The following is a 16,647-nucleotide window of genomic DNA, read 5'->3' on the forward strand; positions in this document are numbered from 1 at the left end:
TTTAGAAATAAACATCCGCGGCAGGTATGGCCGCGCGGCCTTTGGCGGTGTTTAAGACAAGGTTGCCATTCCCGTCCACCGTTTCAAACGTGCCCACCGTTTCCGACGTTGTGGTCCGCGCCGTGATCACTTCCCCCAGTCGCGCGGCCCGGTCCAACCATGCCGTGCGGATCGGTTCGAACCCGTAGGTCACGAACTGGCTTTCGTAGCGCGCATAGTTGGCGGCCAGCTCGGTCAGAAAATCCTCGGGCATGACGTCGGCCCCAGTCTCGGACAAAAGCGAAACCGGGCGTACCGCTCCTTCCTCGAGCGCGTCAGGCTGCGGAGCTTGCGACAGGTTGACCCCTATGCCAATCGCCAAATGGCCCAGCTCGCGCCCCATACCCGTGCTTTCAAGAAGGATGCCAGCCAGCTTGCCACCGTTCAGCAGCACGTCATTGGGCCATTTCAGCGACAATCCGTCAGACCGCCCCGTCACAGCGACACAAGCATCGTACAGTGCAAGCGCTGCGACGAAGCTGCGCAATGCGGCCTGTTCCGGCTCACCCTGTGGACGCATCAACAAAGTAGCTGCGAGGTTTCCGACAGGATTGGCCCATGCCCTGCCCCGCCGCCCGCGCGCCGACGTTTGATTATAGGCCATGATCCAGACCGGCCCTGCCGCCGTTGGGGCGATACGCGCAGCTTCGTTCAACGTGCTGTCGACCGTTTGCAGCACGTGCAACCCATATCCTTGCGGCCACTGCGTCATCGTAAAAAGGCCCGGTCCAGCGACCGAGCCCTCCTGAATTGAGTTAGCTGGAGATCAGTTAACAAGCGTCGCTGCCGCAGCTGCCGCTGCGCCCTCAACCCCGAACTGATAGAAGATACCTACCAACATCAGAGCAGCCGACCCCATCAACGCAACCCACAGAACGGGCGTGGAATGCGTCTCGATCGGGTCCTCGTTCTCCTCGCCGAAATACATATAGAACACGATCCGCAGGTAGTAGAACGCACCAATGACCGAGGCGATGGCCGACACGATCACCAGACCGGTCAGACCCGCGCTGACACCGGCCTGCCAAACGCCAAACTTGGCGAAGAAACCCAGCATCGGCGGGACGCCCGCAAGGCTGAACATCAGGATCAGAACCGCCAGCGCCTTACCCGGATCACGTTTAGAATATTGCCGCAGCGCATCAATATCGGTGACGGGTTTGCCGTCGCGCTCCATCATCAGGATGAAGGCAAAGGTGCCGATATTCATGGTCACGTAGATCGCCAGATACATCAGCATCGCCTTGACGCCCATTTCAGTACCCGCCGCCAGACCGATCAGCGCATAGCCCATATGGGCAATCGACGAAAACGCCATCAGTCGCTTGATGTCGCGCTGACCAATCGCAGCCACAGCCCCCAACAGCATCGACAGGACCGAGAGCAGAACGATCACCTGCTGCCAATCCTTGATAACTCCGCCGAACGCGTCATGCAGCAATCGCGCAAACAATGCCATCGCGGCCACTTTGGGCGCAGTGGCAAAGAAAGCGGTGATCGGCGTGGGTGAGCCTTCGTAAACATCCGGTGTCCACATATGGAACGGCACCGCCGAGACCTTGAACGCCAGTCCCGAGATCAGGAAGATCAAACCGAACAGCAGGCCAACCGAGACGTCGCCGTGATGAACCGTCTGGATGATGCCCGAGAACAGCGTGGTGCCCGTGAAGCCGTAAACCAATGATGCACCATACAGCAGCAAGCCCGAGCTGAGCGCGCCCAGAACGAAGTACTTCAAACCGGCCTCAGTCGATTTCGCACTGTCGCGGCGCAGAGCGGCCACGACGTACAGGGCCAGCGATTGCAGTTCCAACCCCATATACAGGGACATCAGGTCGCCCGCGCTGACCATCATCATCATACCCACGGCGGCAAGTGCCACCAGCAAGGGGTATTCGAACCGCAACAACCCACGGCGCGACATGTAATCCTGACTCATCAATAGAACGGCTGCCGCTGACAGCAGGATTGCAACCTTGGCAAAGCGCGAGAACCCGTCATCCACGAACATCCCGTTAAAGGCCACATTCACACCGTCGCCATTGGTGGCAATCCAAATCGCCAGCAGCGCCATCAGGCCCGAGGTCGCCCAGACCAGAACCGGCGCCAGCCCGTCTTTTGTGGTGTAGACAGCCCCGATCAGCGCCGCCATCGCATATACTGCCAGAACGATCTCTGGCAGGATGATTGTCAGATCAGCCTGGATCATCTCCGAAGCCCCCTTAATGCGCAGCGGCAGACTGGGTCACGGCCTCAGCCGCGGCCAGAGCCGTGTCATAGTTCGAAATCAGCGCGGCAGTCGAATTGCCGATCACATCGGTCACCAGCGATGGGTAGACGCCCAGCAGGATCGTCATGATGATCAGCGGTGCAAAGATCAGCCGCTCGCGCGAGCTCATGTCAGTCATGGCCTTGAGGCTTTCCTTGATCAGATCGCCAAAGACCACGCGACGGTACAGCCACAGCGCATACCCGGCAGAGAAGATCACGCCGGTTGCAGCCACCGCCGTTACCCATGTGTTAACCTGGAAGGCCCCCATCAGGGTCAGGAATTCGCCGATAAACCCGGACGTGCCCGGCAGGCCGACATTCGCCATGGTGAACAGCATGAAAACCAGCGCGTAAGCCGGCATCCGGATGACCAGACCGCCATAAGCGTCGATATCCCGGGTGTGCATCCGGTCATAAATCACGCCCACACACAGAAACAGTGCCGCCGAGATAAACCCGTGGCTCAGCATCTGGAAAATCGCGCCATCAATCCCTTGCTGGTTCGCCGCAAAGATGCCCATGGTCACAAAGCCCATATGCGCGACCGAAGAGTAAGCGATCAGCTTTTTCATATCCTCCTGCACCAGCGCCACCAGCGAGGTGTAGATAACGGCAATGGCCGACATCCACAGCACCAGATCGGTCATCACCGCCGAGCCCACAGGGAACATCGGCAGGCTGAACCGCAGGAAACCATAGCCCCCCATCTTCAACAGGATCGCCGCCAGTACGACGGAACCCGCCGTCGGCGCCTGAACGTGCGCGTCCGGCAGCCAGGTATGAACCGGCCACATCGGCATTTTCACGGCAAATGAGGCAAAGAACGCCAGGAACATCAGCGTCTGCATCCCGCCGACCACATAAATGCCCATCACGCTGAAGCTCTCGGATGAGAAGTGATGGCTCATCAGCGCCTCAATATCCGTCGTGCCCGCATCCGCATACATCGCCACCATCGCCACCAGCATCAGCACCGAGCCGAGGAATGTGTAGAGGAAGAACTTGAAGCTGGCATAGATGCGGTTCGCGCCGCCCCAAATGCCGATGATCAGGAACATCGGGATCAGACCGGCCTCGAAGAACAGGTAGAACAGCACCAGATCCAGCGCCATGAACACGCCCAGCATCAGCGTTTCCAGCAGCAGGAAGGCGATCATGTATTCCTTGACCCGCTCGGTCACGTTCCAGCTGGCCAGTATGGTCAGCGGCATGATGAAGGTGGTCAGCAGCACGAACAGCACGCTGATGCCGTCCACGCCCATCTTGTATTTCAGGCCCAGCAGCCACTCACCCTCTTCCACCATCTGAAAGCCGGTGTTGGATGGATCAAAGCCCGTATAGATGCCAATCGAGACAAGGAACGTCACCGTGGTCGCCACCAGCGCGACCCATTTCGCGTTGCGCTGCGCGGCGTCGTCATCTCCGTGCAGGAACAGGGCCAGAATGGCCGCTGCCACAGCGGGGATGAAAGTAACGATCGAGAGGATATTGTCCATTAGTGTGCGCCTCCGCCGATCGACATCCAGGTGACAAGGGCTGCTATCCCCAAGACCATCCAGAAGGCATAAGTAAAGATGTAGCCCGTCTGCGCCTTGCCTGCGAGGCGGGTGAAGAAGGGAACAACGCCCATGGCAATCCCGTTTAGGAAGCCGTCAATGGTGTTGCCATCACCGCGTTTCCACAGGAACCGGCCAAGCGCCACGGTGGGTTTGACGAAGATCACGTTGTAGATCTCGTCAAAGTACCATTTGTTCAGCAGGAACAGGTACAGCGGACGCTGGTTCTGTGCCAGACGTCCCGGCAGCGATGGGTTCAAGATGTAGAACCAATAGGCCATCGCAAAGCCCAGCAGCATCGCAACAAAGGGTGAAACCTTGACCCACTTAGGCGCCGCATGCGCATCGTCCAGCACATGGTTGTCCGGCGCCATGTACAGCGCGCCCTCGCCCGGCTCACCTGCGAAAACATAGTGATGATCGCCATGAGCATCCTTTTCACCATGACCGTCATCTGCGTGGTCATCACCATGGCTTTCATCTGCGTGGCTGTCATCGCCATGCGCGTCCGCTTTGCTGTGATCACCGGCCTCGGCATGTTCCGACGCCTCAGCCACCGGGATGCCATAGAACTTGCCCACCTTGTCCGCGTGGCCGAAGAAATTGCCGTACCAAATCATGCCCGCAAAGACCGCACCAAGAGACAGAACGCCCAGCGGCACCAGCATGACCATCGGGCTTTCATGCGCGTGGTCATGCGTATGTTTGTCGCCACGCGGCGCGCCATAGAAGGTCAGGAAGATCAGACGCCAGCTGTAGAAGGACGTGAACGCCGCCGCCACGACCAGCAGCCAGAAGCCATAAGACGACCCACCGGCATAGGCGCTCTCGATGATGGCGTCTTTCGACAGGAAGCCAGCGAAACCGAAGGTCGTCAGCGGAATACCAACGCCTGTGATGGCCAGCGTGCCAATCATCATCGCCCAGAAGGTATAGGGGATCTTTTTGCGCAGACCGCCATACTCGGTCATTTCCTGTTCGTGGTGCATGGCGTGGATCACGGACCCCGCGCCAAGGAACAACAGCGCCTTGAAGAACGCGTGCGTGAACAGGTGGAACATCGCCGCCGAATACATCCCAACACCTGCGGCCACGAACATGTAACCCAGCTGCGAACAGGTCGAATAGGCGATGACGCGCTTGATGTCGGTCTGAACCAGACCCACGGTCGCGGCGAAGAACGCCGTCGTTGCCCCCAGTACGGTGATGAATCCGGTCGCACCCGGCGCGAACTCCATGAGCGGCGACATGCGGCAGACAAGGAACACACCCGCCGTCACCATAGTCGCGGCGTGAATCAGGGCCGACACAGGCGTCGGGCCTTCCATCGCGTCGGGCAACCATGTGTGCAGGATTAGCTGCGCCGATTTCCCCATCGCGCCGATGAACAGCAATACGCAGATCACCTCGATCGCTGTCCATTCGCCCCATAGGAAGTGCAGCTTTTCTTCCGCCAGCGCTGGTGCCGATGCAAAGATGTCCGAAAAGTTGATACTGTCCGTCAGGAAGAACAGCGCGAAAATCCCCAGCGCAAAGCCAAAGTCGCCGACACGGTTCACGATAAACGCTTTCATCGCCGCCGCATTGGCACTCGGCTTACGATAATAGAAGCCGATCAGCAGGTACGAGGCGACGCCCACGCCCTCCCAGCCAAAGAACATCTGAACCAGGTTGTCCGCCGTCACCAGCATCAGCATCGCAAAGGTGAAGAAGGACAGATAGGCGAAGAACCGCGGCTTATAGCTTTCGCCTTCACGCCACTGCGGGTCGTGATCCATATAACCAAAGGAATAGAGGTGCACGAGCGCTGAGACGGTCGTCACCACGATCAGCATGATCGCGGTCAGACGGTCCAGACGGATGGCCCAGCTTGTCGACAACGATCCGCTCTCGATCCAGCGCATGATCTCGATCTGCTGCGTCACCCCGTCGAAGGCAAAGAACACGATCCACGACAGAAGACAGGCCAGAAACAGCAGGCCCGTTGCGGTCCACATGGCGGCTTTCTCGCCAATGAACCGCCAGCCGAAACCGCAGATCAACGCGCCCACCAGCGGGGCAAAGAGGATGGTGGTTTCCATAGTTCTCTTAGCCCTTCATCATATTGACGTCTTCAACCGCGATGGTGCCACGGTTGCGGAAGAAGCAGACCAGAATGGCCAGACCAATCGCCGCCTCGGCCGCCGCCACGGTCAGCACAAACAGCGTGAACACCTGCCCGACCAGATCGCCCAGGAAACTGGAAAACGCCACAAGGTTGATATTCACCGCCAGCAGCATCAGTTCGATGCTCATCAGCAGGATGATGACGTTCTTACGGTTCAGAAAGAGACCGAAGATGCCGATGACGAACAGCGTCGCCGCCACAGTCAGGTAATGTTCAAGTCCGATCATTTTCTTTCGGTCCCATTCGTTTCCTGTTTTTCGCGGCCCTATACCCGATCCAACCAAGTACAACAGGCACCGCAACTAGTATTTTTAGCAGCCGGTACTCCATTGGAAGTACCAGCGGCAATGTCACAACCCCTGCCCCGGTTTCACGTCCTTCAGCTCCATCGCCTTAGCCGGGTCGCGCATCATCTGGCCGATGATGTCCTGACGTTTGATGTCTTGACGGTGGCGAAGGGTCAGTACGATGGCGCCAATCATAGCCACCAGCAGGATCAGACCCGCCAGTTGGAACAGAAGGAAGTATTGGTCGTAAAGGATGACACCCAGCGCCTCGGTGTTGTGTCGGTCGGTCGGAACCGGCTGGGCCAGATTGGCCTCAACGCCTTGTGCTTTGTCCCATGCACCGAACGCCATGACGAACTGCATCAGGATGACCAGACCGATCAGCAATGCCAGCGGCATATAACGTGCCATCTCGGCCTTAAGCTCGGCAAAGTCGACGTCCAGCATCATCACCACGAACAGGAACAACACCGCGACCGCGCCCACATAGACGATGATCAGCAGCATCGCCACGAACTCGGCCCCCAGCAGCACGAACAGTCCCGCCGAGGACAGGAAGGACAGGATCAGCCACAACACTGAGTGCACAGGCTGGCGGCTGATCACCGTGAACAGGCCGCCGGTGATGGCGCTGATGGCAAACAGATAGAAGGCAAAGACGGTCATTGATCCTTATCCTCGTTGTCGCCCAGAACCTCTTGCGCCAGTTCCAGCGCACGGGTCATGGCCGGGATGCCGGCAAAGACCGACATCTGCCCGATCGTTTCGACGATCTCTTGTTTCTTGGCACCGGCCTCTAACGCGTGGCGCACGGTCTGACGTACCGCTGAATCCGCTTGCGCGCCCTGCATGGTCAGCCCGGCCAACGTCAGCAACAGGCGGGTCTTGGCGTCCAGCCCGTCCTTGTTGACGGTGTTGCCGAACATCATTTCCATGACCTCTTTCGGCATCGTCGGCCAAAGCGCTTCGAACCCTTTGGGCGAAAAGTTCTCCATCGCCGGATTCATCGCCTTCGCCATGTCCTGCGCCTGTTTCATCATCAGTTCAAACGGGTTCGAGCTTTTGTCGTTCATCGGTACGGCGCGTCCATTTCCAGATTACGGGCGATTTCAGCCTCCCAGCGCTCGCCATTCGACAGGAGTTTTTCCTTGTCATAGAAAAGCTCTTCGCGGGTTTCCGTGGCGAATTCGAAATTCGGACCTTCGACGATAGCATCGACCGGGCAGGCCTCTTGGCAGAAGCCGCAATAGATACACTTGGTCATGTCGATATCGTAACGCGTGGTGCGGCGGCTGCCATCTTCGCGCGGTTCGGCGTCGATGGTTATGGCTTGGGCCGGGCAGATCGCCTCGCACAGTTTACAGGCAATGCAGCGCTCCTCGCCATTGGGATAGCGGCGCAGGGCGTGTTCACCGCGAAAGCGCGGGGAAAGAGGGCCCTTTTCATGCGGGTAGTTCACGGTGGCCTTGGGGGCGAAGAAGTACTTCAACCCCAGCTTCATGCCGACCCAGAAGTCCTGCAGAAGGAAGTATTTGGCGGCGCGGGTATAGTCGATTTGGGTCATATCAGCCTCCAACGCTCCAACGGGCGAACGCGCCCCAGAACCAGTCGAATTTCGCCGCGAAGGCCACGAAAACCACCCATACCAGCGAGAATGGCAGGAACACTTTCCAGCCCAACCGCATCAGCTGGTCATAGCGGTAGCGGGGTGTGATTGCCTTGACCATCGCGAAGAGGAAGAAGAAGAACGCCATCTTCGCGACCATCCACAGAACACCATCCGGCAGGCCCGGGATCGGCGACAGCCAGCCACCAAAAAACAGCAGCGAGATCAGCGCGCACATCAGGAAGATGGCGATGTATTCACCTGCCATGAACAGCAGGAAAGGAGTGGCCGAGTATTCGACCTGATAGCCTGCCACCAGCTCCGATTCTGCCTCCGGCAGGTCAAACGGTGGACGATTGGTTTCGGCCAGTGCCGAGATGAAGAACAGGAAAACCATCGGGAAATGCGGCAGCCAGTACCAGCTAAAGAAGCCAAACCGACCGTCCTGTGCCTCGACGATGTGTCCAAAATTCATCGACCCGGTCGAGATGATCACGCCTATAATGATCAGGCCCAGCGAGACCTCGTACGAGATCATCTGCGCCGCAGACCGCAGTGATCCAAGGAACGGGTACTTTGAGTTCGACGCCCAACCGCCCATAATCACGCCATAAACTTCCAACGAAGATACGGCAAAGACATAAAGGATCGCCACGTTCAGGTCAGACAACACCCAGCCATCGTTGAAGGGGATCACCGCCCAGGCGATCATCGCCAGCACGAAGGAGGTCAGCGGAGCCAGCATGAATACCGTGCGGTCGGCACCTGCCGGAATGACAACCTCTTTCACCACGTATTTCAGCGCATCCGCCACCGATTGCAGCAGGCCATAGGCGCCCACCACATTGGGGCCCCGACGCATCTGGACCGCGGCCCAGATCTTGCGGTCGCCATAAACGAGGAACAAGAGCGAGATCATCACAAAGGCAACGACTGCAAGCACTTGCGCCAGAATGATGATGGCAATTCCGCCTGGGGTGTTAAAGAATTCAGCCATTGGTCCTCACACCGTGGGTATTCCGTTTTCCGCGTGCGATACGAAGGCCAGATGCCTGCGCATTTTGCGGCTGGGTCGGCGCGTTGGTGTAAACAGCATCTGCCGGCATTGCGCCACCCTTATTGTTGAATTTCACACGCAATTCGGGCGCGGCGATCTGCCACCCGGCACTCGCCCCTGCCTGCGATATGAAAACTGTCTGGTTCATTCCGCCGCAATCTTTTCGGATTTGCGGGCCTGTGCCTGCGCCGAAAGCTCGGCCATTAGCTGCGAGGCACGTGCGATCGGGTTAGTCAGATAGAAATCCTTGATCGCATATCGGAAGCTGGCATCACCCAGTTTTCCCGATTCCAGCGCTTGAACTTCGTTCTCTACGACCTCGTCGATCTGCGCCAGATGCGGGACCGCCTCGATCAATGCAGTGCGCAGTTGCGCCAGCGAGTCGTAGGGCAGTGTCGCGCCCAACTCGGCCGACAAGGCCCGCAGGATTGCCCAGTTTTCCTTGGCGTCACCCGGTGCAAACCCGGCGCGCATGGCCAGTTGCGGACGGCCTTCGGTGTTCACGAACAGGCCATTTTCCTCGGTATAGGCCGCGCCCGGCAAGATCACGTCGGCACGGTGCGCGCCCCGGTCGCCATGGCTACCCTGATAGATCACAAAGGCACCCTCGCCAATCTCGACCTCATCCGCGCCGAGGTTGTAGATCACGTCAGCGGCACTGACCGCTTCCATGCCGCCTTCGTTGGTAGCATCCACATCCATCGCACCTACACGAGACGCAGCAGTGTGCAGAACAATCAGGCCGCTTTCGGTATTTGCAGCGATGGTTTGCGCTGCGGCCAGAACAGCGGCCCCGTCAGCCTCTTGCAAGGCACCCTGACCCACGATGACCAGCGACGGCTTGGCCTTGATCTCATCATCCCCGCCCATATCCAGCGCAGCCTGCAGCGCCGCGCGGTCGTCGCCCATATGGTGATATTCATAGGTCAGATCAACGGCGGGCCCGACCAGAGCAACCTCAGCGCCATGCGCCCACGCCTTGCGGATGCGGGCGTTCAGAACCGGAGCTTCGTCGCGCGGGTTGGTGCCGATCAACAGTATACGTTCGGCGCTGTCGATATCCTCGATCGCAGCGGTGCCAGCATAGGCCGCACGGTTGCCCGCCGGCAGCTTAGCCCCGTCCGTGCGGCATTCGACAACACCGCCCTGCCCCTCGATCATCTGTTTCAATGCAAAGGCGCCCTCAACCGGAACAAGATCACCCACGATCCCGGCCAGCTTCTCGGCGCCTTTAAGCGCCTCGGCGGCCTTGGTCAGCGCCTCGGGCCACGAGGCCGGGCGCAGTTTGCCGTTTTCGCGCACGTAAGGCTTGTCAAGACGCTGGCGACGCAGCCCATCCCAGACAAACCGCGTCTTGTCGCTGATCCATTCCTCATTCACGCCATCATGGTTGCGCGGAAGGAACCGCATCACTTCGCGTCCCTTGGTGTCTACGCGAATGTTCGAGCCCAGAGCATCCATGACATCGACGCTTTCGGTCTTGGTCAGTTCCCACGGACGCGCGGTAAAGGCATAAGGCTTCGAGGTCAGCGCCCCAACCGGACATAGGTCGATAACGTTGCCCTGCAGGTTCGAATCCAACGTCTGGTTCAAGTACGAGGTGATCTCGGCATCCTCCCCACGCCCCGTCTGGCCCATCTGAGTAATCCCGGCGACCTCGGTCGTGAAGCGCACGCAACGCGTACAGCTGATGCAACGGGTCATCGCCGTTCCAACCAACGGCCCCAGATCCAGATCATCAACCGCGCGCTTAGCTTCCTTGAAGCGCGTGCCGGACAAACCATAGGCCATCGCTTGATCCTGCAGATCACACTCGCCGCCCTGATCGCAGATCGGGCAGTCCAGAGGGTGGTTGATCAGCAGGAACTCCATCACGCCTTCGCGGGCCTTCTTGACCATGGGAGAGTTCGTCTTGACCACCGGCGGCTGGCCTTCCGGCCCCGGCCGCAAGTCGCGCACCTGCATCGCGCAAGACGCGGCGGGTTTCGGCGGGCCGCCCACAACCTCAACCAGACACATCCGGCAGTTCCCGGCAATCGACAGACGTTCGTGGTAGCAGAAACGCGGCACCTCGACCCCGGCCTCTTCACACGCCTGAATCAGGGTCATCGCACCATCGACTTCGATTTCCTGCCCGTCGATATTGATCTTGCGGAGGTCAGACATGGTCTAGTTCGCCCTCAAATAAACGCCAATGGCGCTGTTTCTTTCGATTTCCTTCTGCCCCAACGAGCAGAATGTTTCAGGAGAGTCATACGTCACCCCCTGCTGCGCCAGATACGCCTCGCCCTTGGCGCGCATCCGGTCTTTTTCAGCATCGGATTCGATATACGCCCGGATTTCCTTGTCCGAGTACCCCAGTTTGTTCGCTTTCGACCGAAGATCCCACAACACGCCAATCGCCTTGAGCCGTCGCCCACTGACGGTGGGGCAAATCTCGGAAATCTCATTTGCGATCGCGATATAGTAAAGCTGATCGTCGATCTCTTTGACCTCGCGCAAAGGCGGTTTGGCATCCGCTGAGACCGGCAGGGTCAGCACGGCGGCCAAGGTCAGCATCTTCATTCCAGACATCACAGATCCTTTCGTCTTGGGAAACCCAAGACGACCGGTGTGCGCTGCGCTATGCAATAACACGTCGCGCAACCCTGCGTGATATGCGGAAAATCGCGTCATGGACGACGGCACCGCCCGATAAAGGTGATCTTGTCATCGCTGATGCGCAGTTTTTCCGTCTCTGTAAACGGCCCCACGGCCCAGTCGATACGGGACGAGCCAAAATTGGCAATGCAGAACTTGATAGCCTCATGCTGTGCTGCCGCGCGCGCGCCATCCAGCGAGGTCGAGACGTCGTTTACCAGGACGGTAAAATCCGTAGGCGAGGCCTTTTTGTCCACCTGCTTGACCTTGGTTTTGAAGAAGTGACCGTCAAAGGCCACACGCTGTGAGGACGGTGTTATGACGCCGCAGGCCGACACCAGCATCAAAGCGATGATCGCAAAACCCAAGGGGGGGCGCGCGCGTTTTCTTACAGATGAAAAATCTACCTGCTGCATCAGAACGCCGCCACCAGTGCCATCAGGCCTATCACGAACATGCAGACCCACCCCAACACATAAAGAATCGAACGCAACCCACTGTTTGGCTTTCCGATTCCACGAATATGCACTACCAGCATCACAAGTCGCGCAACCAGTGCGATCGACGCCAGTAGGTTCACCCAGAACGGGCTGACCCCCATCAGAACCGCCGCCACAACCACTGCTGCAAAAGCAGGCAGGGTTTCCGTCCCGTTCAAATAGGCTCGGTTCAGTCGATAGGCCTTATCTGCATAGTCTTGCGACGGTGTAGCCCCCGGTGCCAGCCCCTTGGCCGTCTTTGCCAGTGCCGTGAACGGAGCCATGAAAAGCACCACCAGGGTGAAAACCATTACCGAGGCAATTGCGTGGCCGTATTCTGCGAAGACGCCCATAGTTATTCCGCCGCCATCGCGCCGCTGCGACCGGATTTTTGCGCTTTGATGCGATCCTCGATCTCTTCGCGGAAATTGCGGATCAGACCCTGGATCGGCCAAGCAGCCGCGTCGCCCAAGGCGCAGATTGTGTGACCTTCGACCTGTTTGGTCACATCGAACAGCATGTCGATCTCTTCCAGCTCAGCCTCACCGCGCACCAGACGATCCATCACGCGCATCATCCAGCCGGTGCCTTCGCGGCACGGCGTACACTGGCCACAGCTTTCGTGCTTGTAGAACTTCGACAGCCGCCAGATAGCCTTGATGATATCGGTGGATTTGTCCATCACGATCACCGCCGCCGTTCCCAGGCCCGAGCCCAGGTCGTTGCGCAGGTAATCGAAATCCATGATCGCGTCGCGCATGTTTTCACCGCGCACGCAAGGAACAGACGAGCCGCCCGGAATCACCGCCAGCAAATTGTCCCAGCCGCCGCGAATACCGCCGCAATGGGTCTCAATCAGTTCCTCAAACGAGATCGACATCGCTTCTTCGACCACGCAGGGATTGTTCACATGGCCCGAGATCGCAAAAAGCTTGGTGCCCGCGTTGTTCTGACGGCCAAAGCCCGCAAACCAATCCGCGCCTCGGCGCAGGATCGTCGGCACAACGGCAATCGATTCCACATTGTTCACCGTGGTTGGGCAGCCATAGAGGCCAGCGCCCGCCGGGAATGGAGGTTTCATCCGCGGCATGCCCTTCTTGCCCTCAAGGCTTTCGATCAGGGCGGTTTCCTCACCACAGATATAGGCCCCGGCCCCGTGATGCAGGAACAGGTCGAAATCCCAGCCCGAACCGGCGGCGTTCTTGCCCAGCAGACCAGCGTCGTAGGCTTCATCAATCGCCGCCTGCAGCGCCTCACGCTCGCGAATGTATTCGCCGCGCAGATAGATGTAGCAAGTATGTGCATTCATCGCGAAAGAGGCGATCAGACAACCCTCGATCAGCGTGTGCGGATCATGGCGCATGATCTCTCGGTCTTTGCAGGTGCCGGGCTCGGATTCATCCGCATTCACAACCAGATAGGCCGGACGACCGTCGCTTTCCTTGGGCATGAACGACCATTTCAGACCTGTCGGAAAGCCCGCCCCGCCACGCCCCCGCAGGCCCGAGTCCTTCATCGTCTGGATGATCCAGTCGCGGCCTTTATCGATCAGGCCCGCCGTGCCGTCCCAATGCCCGCGCGCCTGTGCGCCCCGCAATGTGCGCTCATGCATCCCATAGATGTTGGTAAAGATCCGGTCCTGATCCTTCAGCATCGCGTGTTACCTTCAGCTATCCTGGCGCATGCGCCAGAGTTGAAAAATGTTGATGCCCGCATAGATGAATCCTGCCAGAGCGGCAAAATCAAACAGCAGCGCATAACGGCCCGGCAGCCCCAACTGCGGACCGACAAAAGACATGGCAAGCCACAGCACCATTGTCGCAGCGATGACAATGCCGATGTGACGGCCCTTTCGGGCTATGGCCTGTTCCTTGTCTTTGTCCATCTCATCCCGATGCCCCGGATGGGCACCCGCTTAATCCTCGTAAGTGCCGTCTTCCTTGGCACGTTTGGCAAAATCGGTCTCTTCCCCCGCAGCCAGACTGGTTGCCTGCGCAACCCAGCCATCGCGTTCAATCCGCCCCCTGAACTTCAACCGAGCGTCCACCCAAGCGATATTCCCGGCCGTCCAATTCGCGATCTGGTCATAGTGGTAGACGCCCAGATCGTTCAGCTTTTCTTCCAGCTTCGGCCCGACACCTTTCAGCATCTTCAGATCATCGGCCTTGCCACCGCGCGCTGCGGTTAGCGTTTCGGGCTGGTCCTCATCCGCCGCTTTGGCCTTCGCCTCTTCAGCCTGCTTCACAGCAGGTTTCGGCGTCGCGCCTTCCTTCGGAGGTTTCGGGGCCGATTTGCTTGCCGCCGTCTTGCCATCCTTGCCCAACCACGGGGTCAGGATCGGAACCTCGGTCCCGTCGATGCGCTTGACGGTGTCACCCAGATCGGTCGCCAGCTCAACACTGGCATTGTGTTCAGGCTTGCCCGCCTCGTACTCCGCCAGGCTGCTGAGCCCGCTGAGCGGCTCAGCTGCATAGCGCCCATTCTGCGGACCCGGAGTCGGAACCTTGCCCGCCACCAGATCATCGATGATCTTGCCAAAGCTCTCGGCGGTTAGGTCTTCGTAGTAATCCTTGCCGATCTGCGCCATCGGCGCGTTGGTGCAAGAGCCGAGGCATTCAACCTCTTCCCAGCTCAGCTTGCCATCGGCGGAGAGCGCGTGCGGCTTGGCCGCGATCTTTTCCTTGCAGACCGTGATCAAGTCCTCGGCCCCGCAGATCATGCAGGACGTCGTGCCGCACACCTGAATATGCGCCACCGATCCAACCGGTTGCAGTTGGAACATGAAATAGAACGAGGCGACCTCAAGCACGCGGATATAGGCCATGCCCAGCATGTCGGCAACGGATTCAATCGCCGGACGGGACAGCCACCCCTCCTGCTCTTGCGCGCGCCACAGCAGCGGGATCACCGCGCTGGCCTGGCGACCCTCGGGGTATTTGGTGATCTGTGCTTCGGCCCATTGCTGGTTGGCAGCAGTGAAGGCGAAAGCATCGGGTTGTTCGGGGTGAAGACGGCGGAGCATTAGCGGTCAATCTCTCCAAATACGACATCCATGGTGCCGATGATGGCGGCGACGTCGGCCAGTTGGTGCCCTCCGGCGACGTGGTCCATGGCTTGCAGGTGCAGGAAGCCCGGCGCGCGCAGTTTGGCGCGGTAGGGTTTGTTGGTGCCGTCGGCCACCAGATAGACGCCGAACTCACCTTTAGGGGCTTCGACGGCGGCATAGACCTCGCCTGCAGGGACGTGGAAGCCCTCGGTATAAAGCTTGAAGTGATGGATCAGGCTCTCCATCGAGGTCTTCATGTCCGAGCGTTTCGGCGGGGTGATCTTTCCGCGTGCCAGCACGTCACCGGGGCATTCGCGGATCTTTGCGATGGCCTGACGGATGATCAACAGCGACTGACGCATCTCTTCCATCCGCACCAGATAGCGGTCGTAGCAGTCGCCATTCTTACCGACGGGGATCTGGAACTCGAACTCGTCATAGCATTCATAGGGCTGCGCGCGGCGCAAATCCCATGCCAGACCCGAGCCACGGACCATCACGCCCGAGAAACCGTATTTCTGAATGTCGTCCTCGGTCACGACGCCAATATCGGCGTTGCGCTGTTTAAAGATGCGGTTTTCGGTCAGTAGCCCGTCAATGTCGTCCAGAACGGCGGGGAATTCGTGGCTCCACGCCTCGATATCATCCAACAGTTCGGGCGGCAGGTCCTGGTGGACACCACCGGGGCGAAAATAAGCGGCGTGCAAGCGGGCACCACAGGCGCGCTCATAGAACACCATCAGCTTTTCGCGTTCTTCAAACCCCCAGAGCGGCGGCGTCAGCGCGCCAACGTCCATCGCCTGCGTGGTCACGTTCAGCAGGTGGTTCAGGATGCGTCCGATCTCGGAATACAAAACTCGGATCAGCGAACCCCGGCGCGGCACCTCAACCCCGGTTAGTTTTTCAATGGCCAGACACCAGGCATGTTCCTGGTTCATCGGCGCCACGTAGTCCAGACGGTCGAAGTACGGCAGGTTTTGCAGATACGTCCGGCTTTCCATCAGCTTTTCGGTGCCACGGTGCAGCAGACCGATATGCGGGTCGCAGCGTTCGACAATCTCGCCGTCCAGCTCAAGCACAAGGCGCAAAACTCCGTGCGCCGCTGGGTGTTGCGGACCGAAGTTAATGTTGAAGTTGCGGATCTTCTGTTCTCCGCTCAGCGCGTCCGTGCTGCCGTCATCGTATCTTGAGCCGTCCATCAACGCCCTCGTTTCTTCTTTGCCTCGGCCCGAACGCGGACCTTTTCGGCCTCAGCCGCCTTGGCTGCAGCCCCTGCAAGCAAGACGCCCAAAGCGCCCAAAATGATCAGTTCGCCCATCATGTCAGCGTCTCTCCATCTCTTGCAGTTTCATGGCCATCATCCACAACAGGACAATCACAGCCGGAGAGATAACGCAGGCAAACGCCCAGTTCTTGTTGATCCCGAAATGCGGCAGCAGCTTGATCATCGGTACGATCGTTACGACCACCAGAACTATCCAGATCAGGAACTCAAACAT

20 protein-coding genes are annotated in these 16,647 nt (G+C 58.9%); all 20 read right to left on the minus strand.

All coding sequences use genetic code 11. From position 1 onward, the window contains the following. Position 1: 1 nt before the first annotated feature. On the minus strand, positions 2 to 751 hold the full coding sequence (locus tag ACR0CA_RS06555) for a biotin--[acetyl-CoA-carboxylase] ligase (RefSeq protein ID WP_170788382.1): 750 nt from the start codon (positions 749 to 751) through the stop codon (positions 2 to 4). A gap of 54 nt (positions 752 to 805) precedes the next feature. Next, positions 806 to 2,248 (minus strand): NADH-quinone oxidoreductase subunit NuoN, encoded by a 1,443-nt coding sequence (nuoN, locus tag ACR0CA_RS06560; protein WP_480897846.1) that lies wholly within the window; start codon positions 2,246 to 2,248, stop codon positions 806 to 808. Between the two features lie 13 nt (positions 2,249 to 2,261). Then, positions 2,262 to 3,806, minus strand: a complete 1,545-nt coding sequence (locus ACR0CA_RS06565; RefSeq protein WP_480897848.1) for an NADH-quinone oxidoreductase subunit M — start codon at positions 3,804 to 3,806, stop codon at positions 2,262 to 2,264. Beyond that, positions 3,806 to 5,947, minus strand: coding sequence for an NADH-quinone oxidoreductase subunit L (nuoL, locus tag ACR0CA_RS06570; RefSeq protein WP_480897850.1), 2,142 nt, complete (start codon positions 5,945 to 5,947; stop codon positions 3,806 to 3,808). Before nuoL ends, ACR0CA_RS06565 begins: the two co-directional genes overlap by 1 nt. Before the next feature lie 7 nt (positions 5,948 to 5,954). Continuing rightward, positions 5,955 to 6,260: an NADH-quinone oxidoreductase subunit NuoK gene (gene nuoK, locus ACR0CA_RS06575; protein ID WP_005984024.1), complete on the minus strand. Its 306-nt coding sequence runs from the start codon at positions 6,258 to 6,260 to the stop codon at positions 5,955 to 5,957. Positions 6,261 to 6,383: 123 nt separating this feature from the next. Beyond that, positions 6,384 to 6,986 (minus strand): NADH-quinone oxidoreductase subunit J, encoded by a 603-nt coding sequence (locus ACR0CA_RS06580; protein WP_480897851.1) that lies wholly within the window; start codon positions 6,984 to 6,986, stop codon positions 6,384 to 6,386. Next, positions 6,983 to 7,393 (minus strand): carboxymuconolactone decarboxylase family protein, encoded by a 411-nt coding sequence (locus ACR0CA_RS06585; protein ID WP_170769279.1) that lies wholly within the window; start codon positions 7,391 to 7,393, stop codon positions 6,983 to 6,985. The genes ACR0CA_RS06580 and ACR0CA_RS06585 overlap by 4 nt, the downstream gene beginning before the upstream one ends. Beyond that, positions 7,390 to 7,884: an NADH-quinone oxidoreductase subunit NuoI gene (nuoI, locus tag ACR0CA_RS06590; RefSeq protein WP_170769278.1), complete on the minus strand. Its 495-nt coding sequence runs from the start codon at positions 7,882 to 7,884 to the stop codon at positions 7,390 to 7,392. Before nuoI ends, ACR0CA_RS06585 begins: the two co-directional genes overlap by 4 nt. A 1-nt stretch (position 7,885) precedes the next feature. Further along, complete coding sequence (gene nuoH / locus ACR0CA_RS06595; RefSeq protein WP_480897854.1) at positions 7,886 to 8,923, minus strand: NADH-quinone oxidoreductase subunit NuoH; 1,038 nt, start codon at positions 8,921 to 8,923, stop codon at positions 7,886 to 7,888. Further along, the gene (locus tag ACR0CA_RS06600) at positions 8,916 to 9,131 is read right to left on the minus strand and encodes a hypothetical protein (protein ID WP_480856834.1); all 216 of its coding nucleotides are present in this window, start codon (positions 9,129 to 9,131) and stop codon (positions 8,916 to 8,918) included. The genes nuoH and ACR0CA_RS06600 overlap by 8 nt, the downstream gene beginning before the upstream one ends. After that, positions 9,128 to 11,149, minus strand: a complete 2,022-nt coding sequence (nuoG, locus tag ACR0CA_RS06605) for an NADH-quinone oxidoreductase subunit NuoG (protein ID WP_480897856.1) — start codon at positions 11,147 to 11,149, stop codon at positions 9,128 to 9,130. The genes ACR0CA_RS06600 and nuoG overlap by 4 nt, the downstream gene beginning before the upstream one ends. 3 nt (positions 11,150 to 11,152) lie before the next feature. After that, on the minus strand, positions 11,153 to 11,557 hold the full coding sequence (locus tag ACR0CA_RS06610; RefSeq protein ID WP_170769274.1) for a DUF5333 domain-containing protein: 405 nt from the start codon (positions 11,555 to 11,557) through the stop codon (positions 11,153 to 11,155). A gap of 98 nt (positions 11,558 to 11,655) precedes the next feature. Continuing rightward, the gene (locus tag ACR0CA_RS06615; RefSeq protein ID WP_170788375.1) at positions 11,656 to 12,039 is read right to left on the minus strand and encodes a hypothetical protein; all 384 of its coding nucleotides are present in this window, start codon (positions 12,037 to 12,039) and stop codon (positions 11,656 to 11,658) included. After that, positions 12,039 to 12,455, minus strand: coding sequence for an MAPEG family protein (locus tag ACR0CA_RS06620; RefSeq protein ID WP_480897857.1), 417 nt, complete (start codon positions 12,453 to 12,455; stop codon positions 12,039 to 12,041). Before ACR0CA_RS06620 ends, ACR0CA_RS06615 begins: the two co-directional genes overlap by 1 nt. 2 nt (positions 12,456 to 12,457) lie before the next feature. Then, positions 12,458 to 13,756, minus strand: a complete 1,299-nt coding sequence (nuoF, locus tag ACR0CA_RS06625) for an NADH-quinone oxidoreductase subunit NuoF (RefSeq protein WP_170788373.1) — start codon at positions 13,754 to 13,756, stop codon at positions 12,458 to 12,460. A 12-nt stretch (positions 13,757 to 13,768) separates the two neighbouring features. Beyond that, positions 13,769 to 13,987 carry a DUF5337 domain-containing protein gene (locus tag ACR0CA_RS06630; RefSeq protein WP_480503119.1) on the minus strand — a complete coding sequence of 73 codons (219 nt, stop codon included), beginning with the start codon at positions 13,985 to 13,987 and terminating at the stop codon, positions 13,769 to 13,771. A gap of 30 nt (positions 13,988 to 14,017) precedes the next feature. Beyond that, entirely contained in the window at positions 14,018 to 15,124 is a 1,107-nt protein-coding gene (nuoE, locus tag ACR0CA_RS06635; protein ID WP_480897859.1) for an NADH-quinone oxidoreductase subunit NuoE, read from the minus strand. Then, positions 15,124 to 16,347, minus strand: coding sequence for an NADH-quinone oxidoreductase subunit D (locus ACR0CA_RS06640; RefSeq protein WP_170352614.1), 1,224 nt, complete (start codon positions 16,345 to 16,347; stop codon positions 15,124 to 15,126). The genes nuoE and ACR0CA_RS06640 overlap by 1 nt, the downstream gene beginning before the upstream one ends. Further along, positions 16,347 to 16,469 (minus strand): hypothetical protein, encoded by a 123-nt coding sequence (locus ACR0CA_RS06645; protein WP_257599041.1) that lies wholly within the window; start codon positions 16,467 to 16,469, stop codon positions 16,347 to 16,349. The genes ACR0CA_RS06640 and ACR0CA_RS06645 overlap by 1 nt, the downstream gene beginning before the upstream one ends. Before the next feature lies 1 nt (position 16,470). Continuing rightward, on the minus strand, positions 16,471 to 16,647 hold the full coding sequence (locus ACR0CA_RS06650) for a hypothetical protein (RefSeq protein WP_170784206.1): 177 nt from the start codon (positions 16,645 to 16,647) through the stop codon (positions 16,471 to 16,473).

The organism is Ruegeria sp. F12 (genome assembly GCF_056533885.1).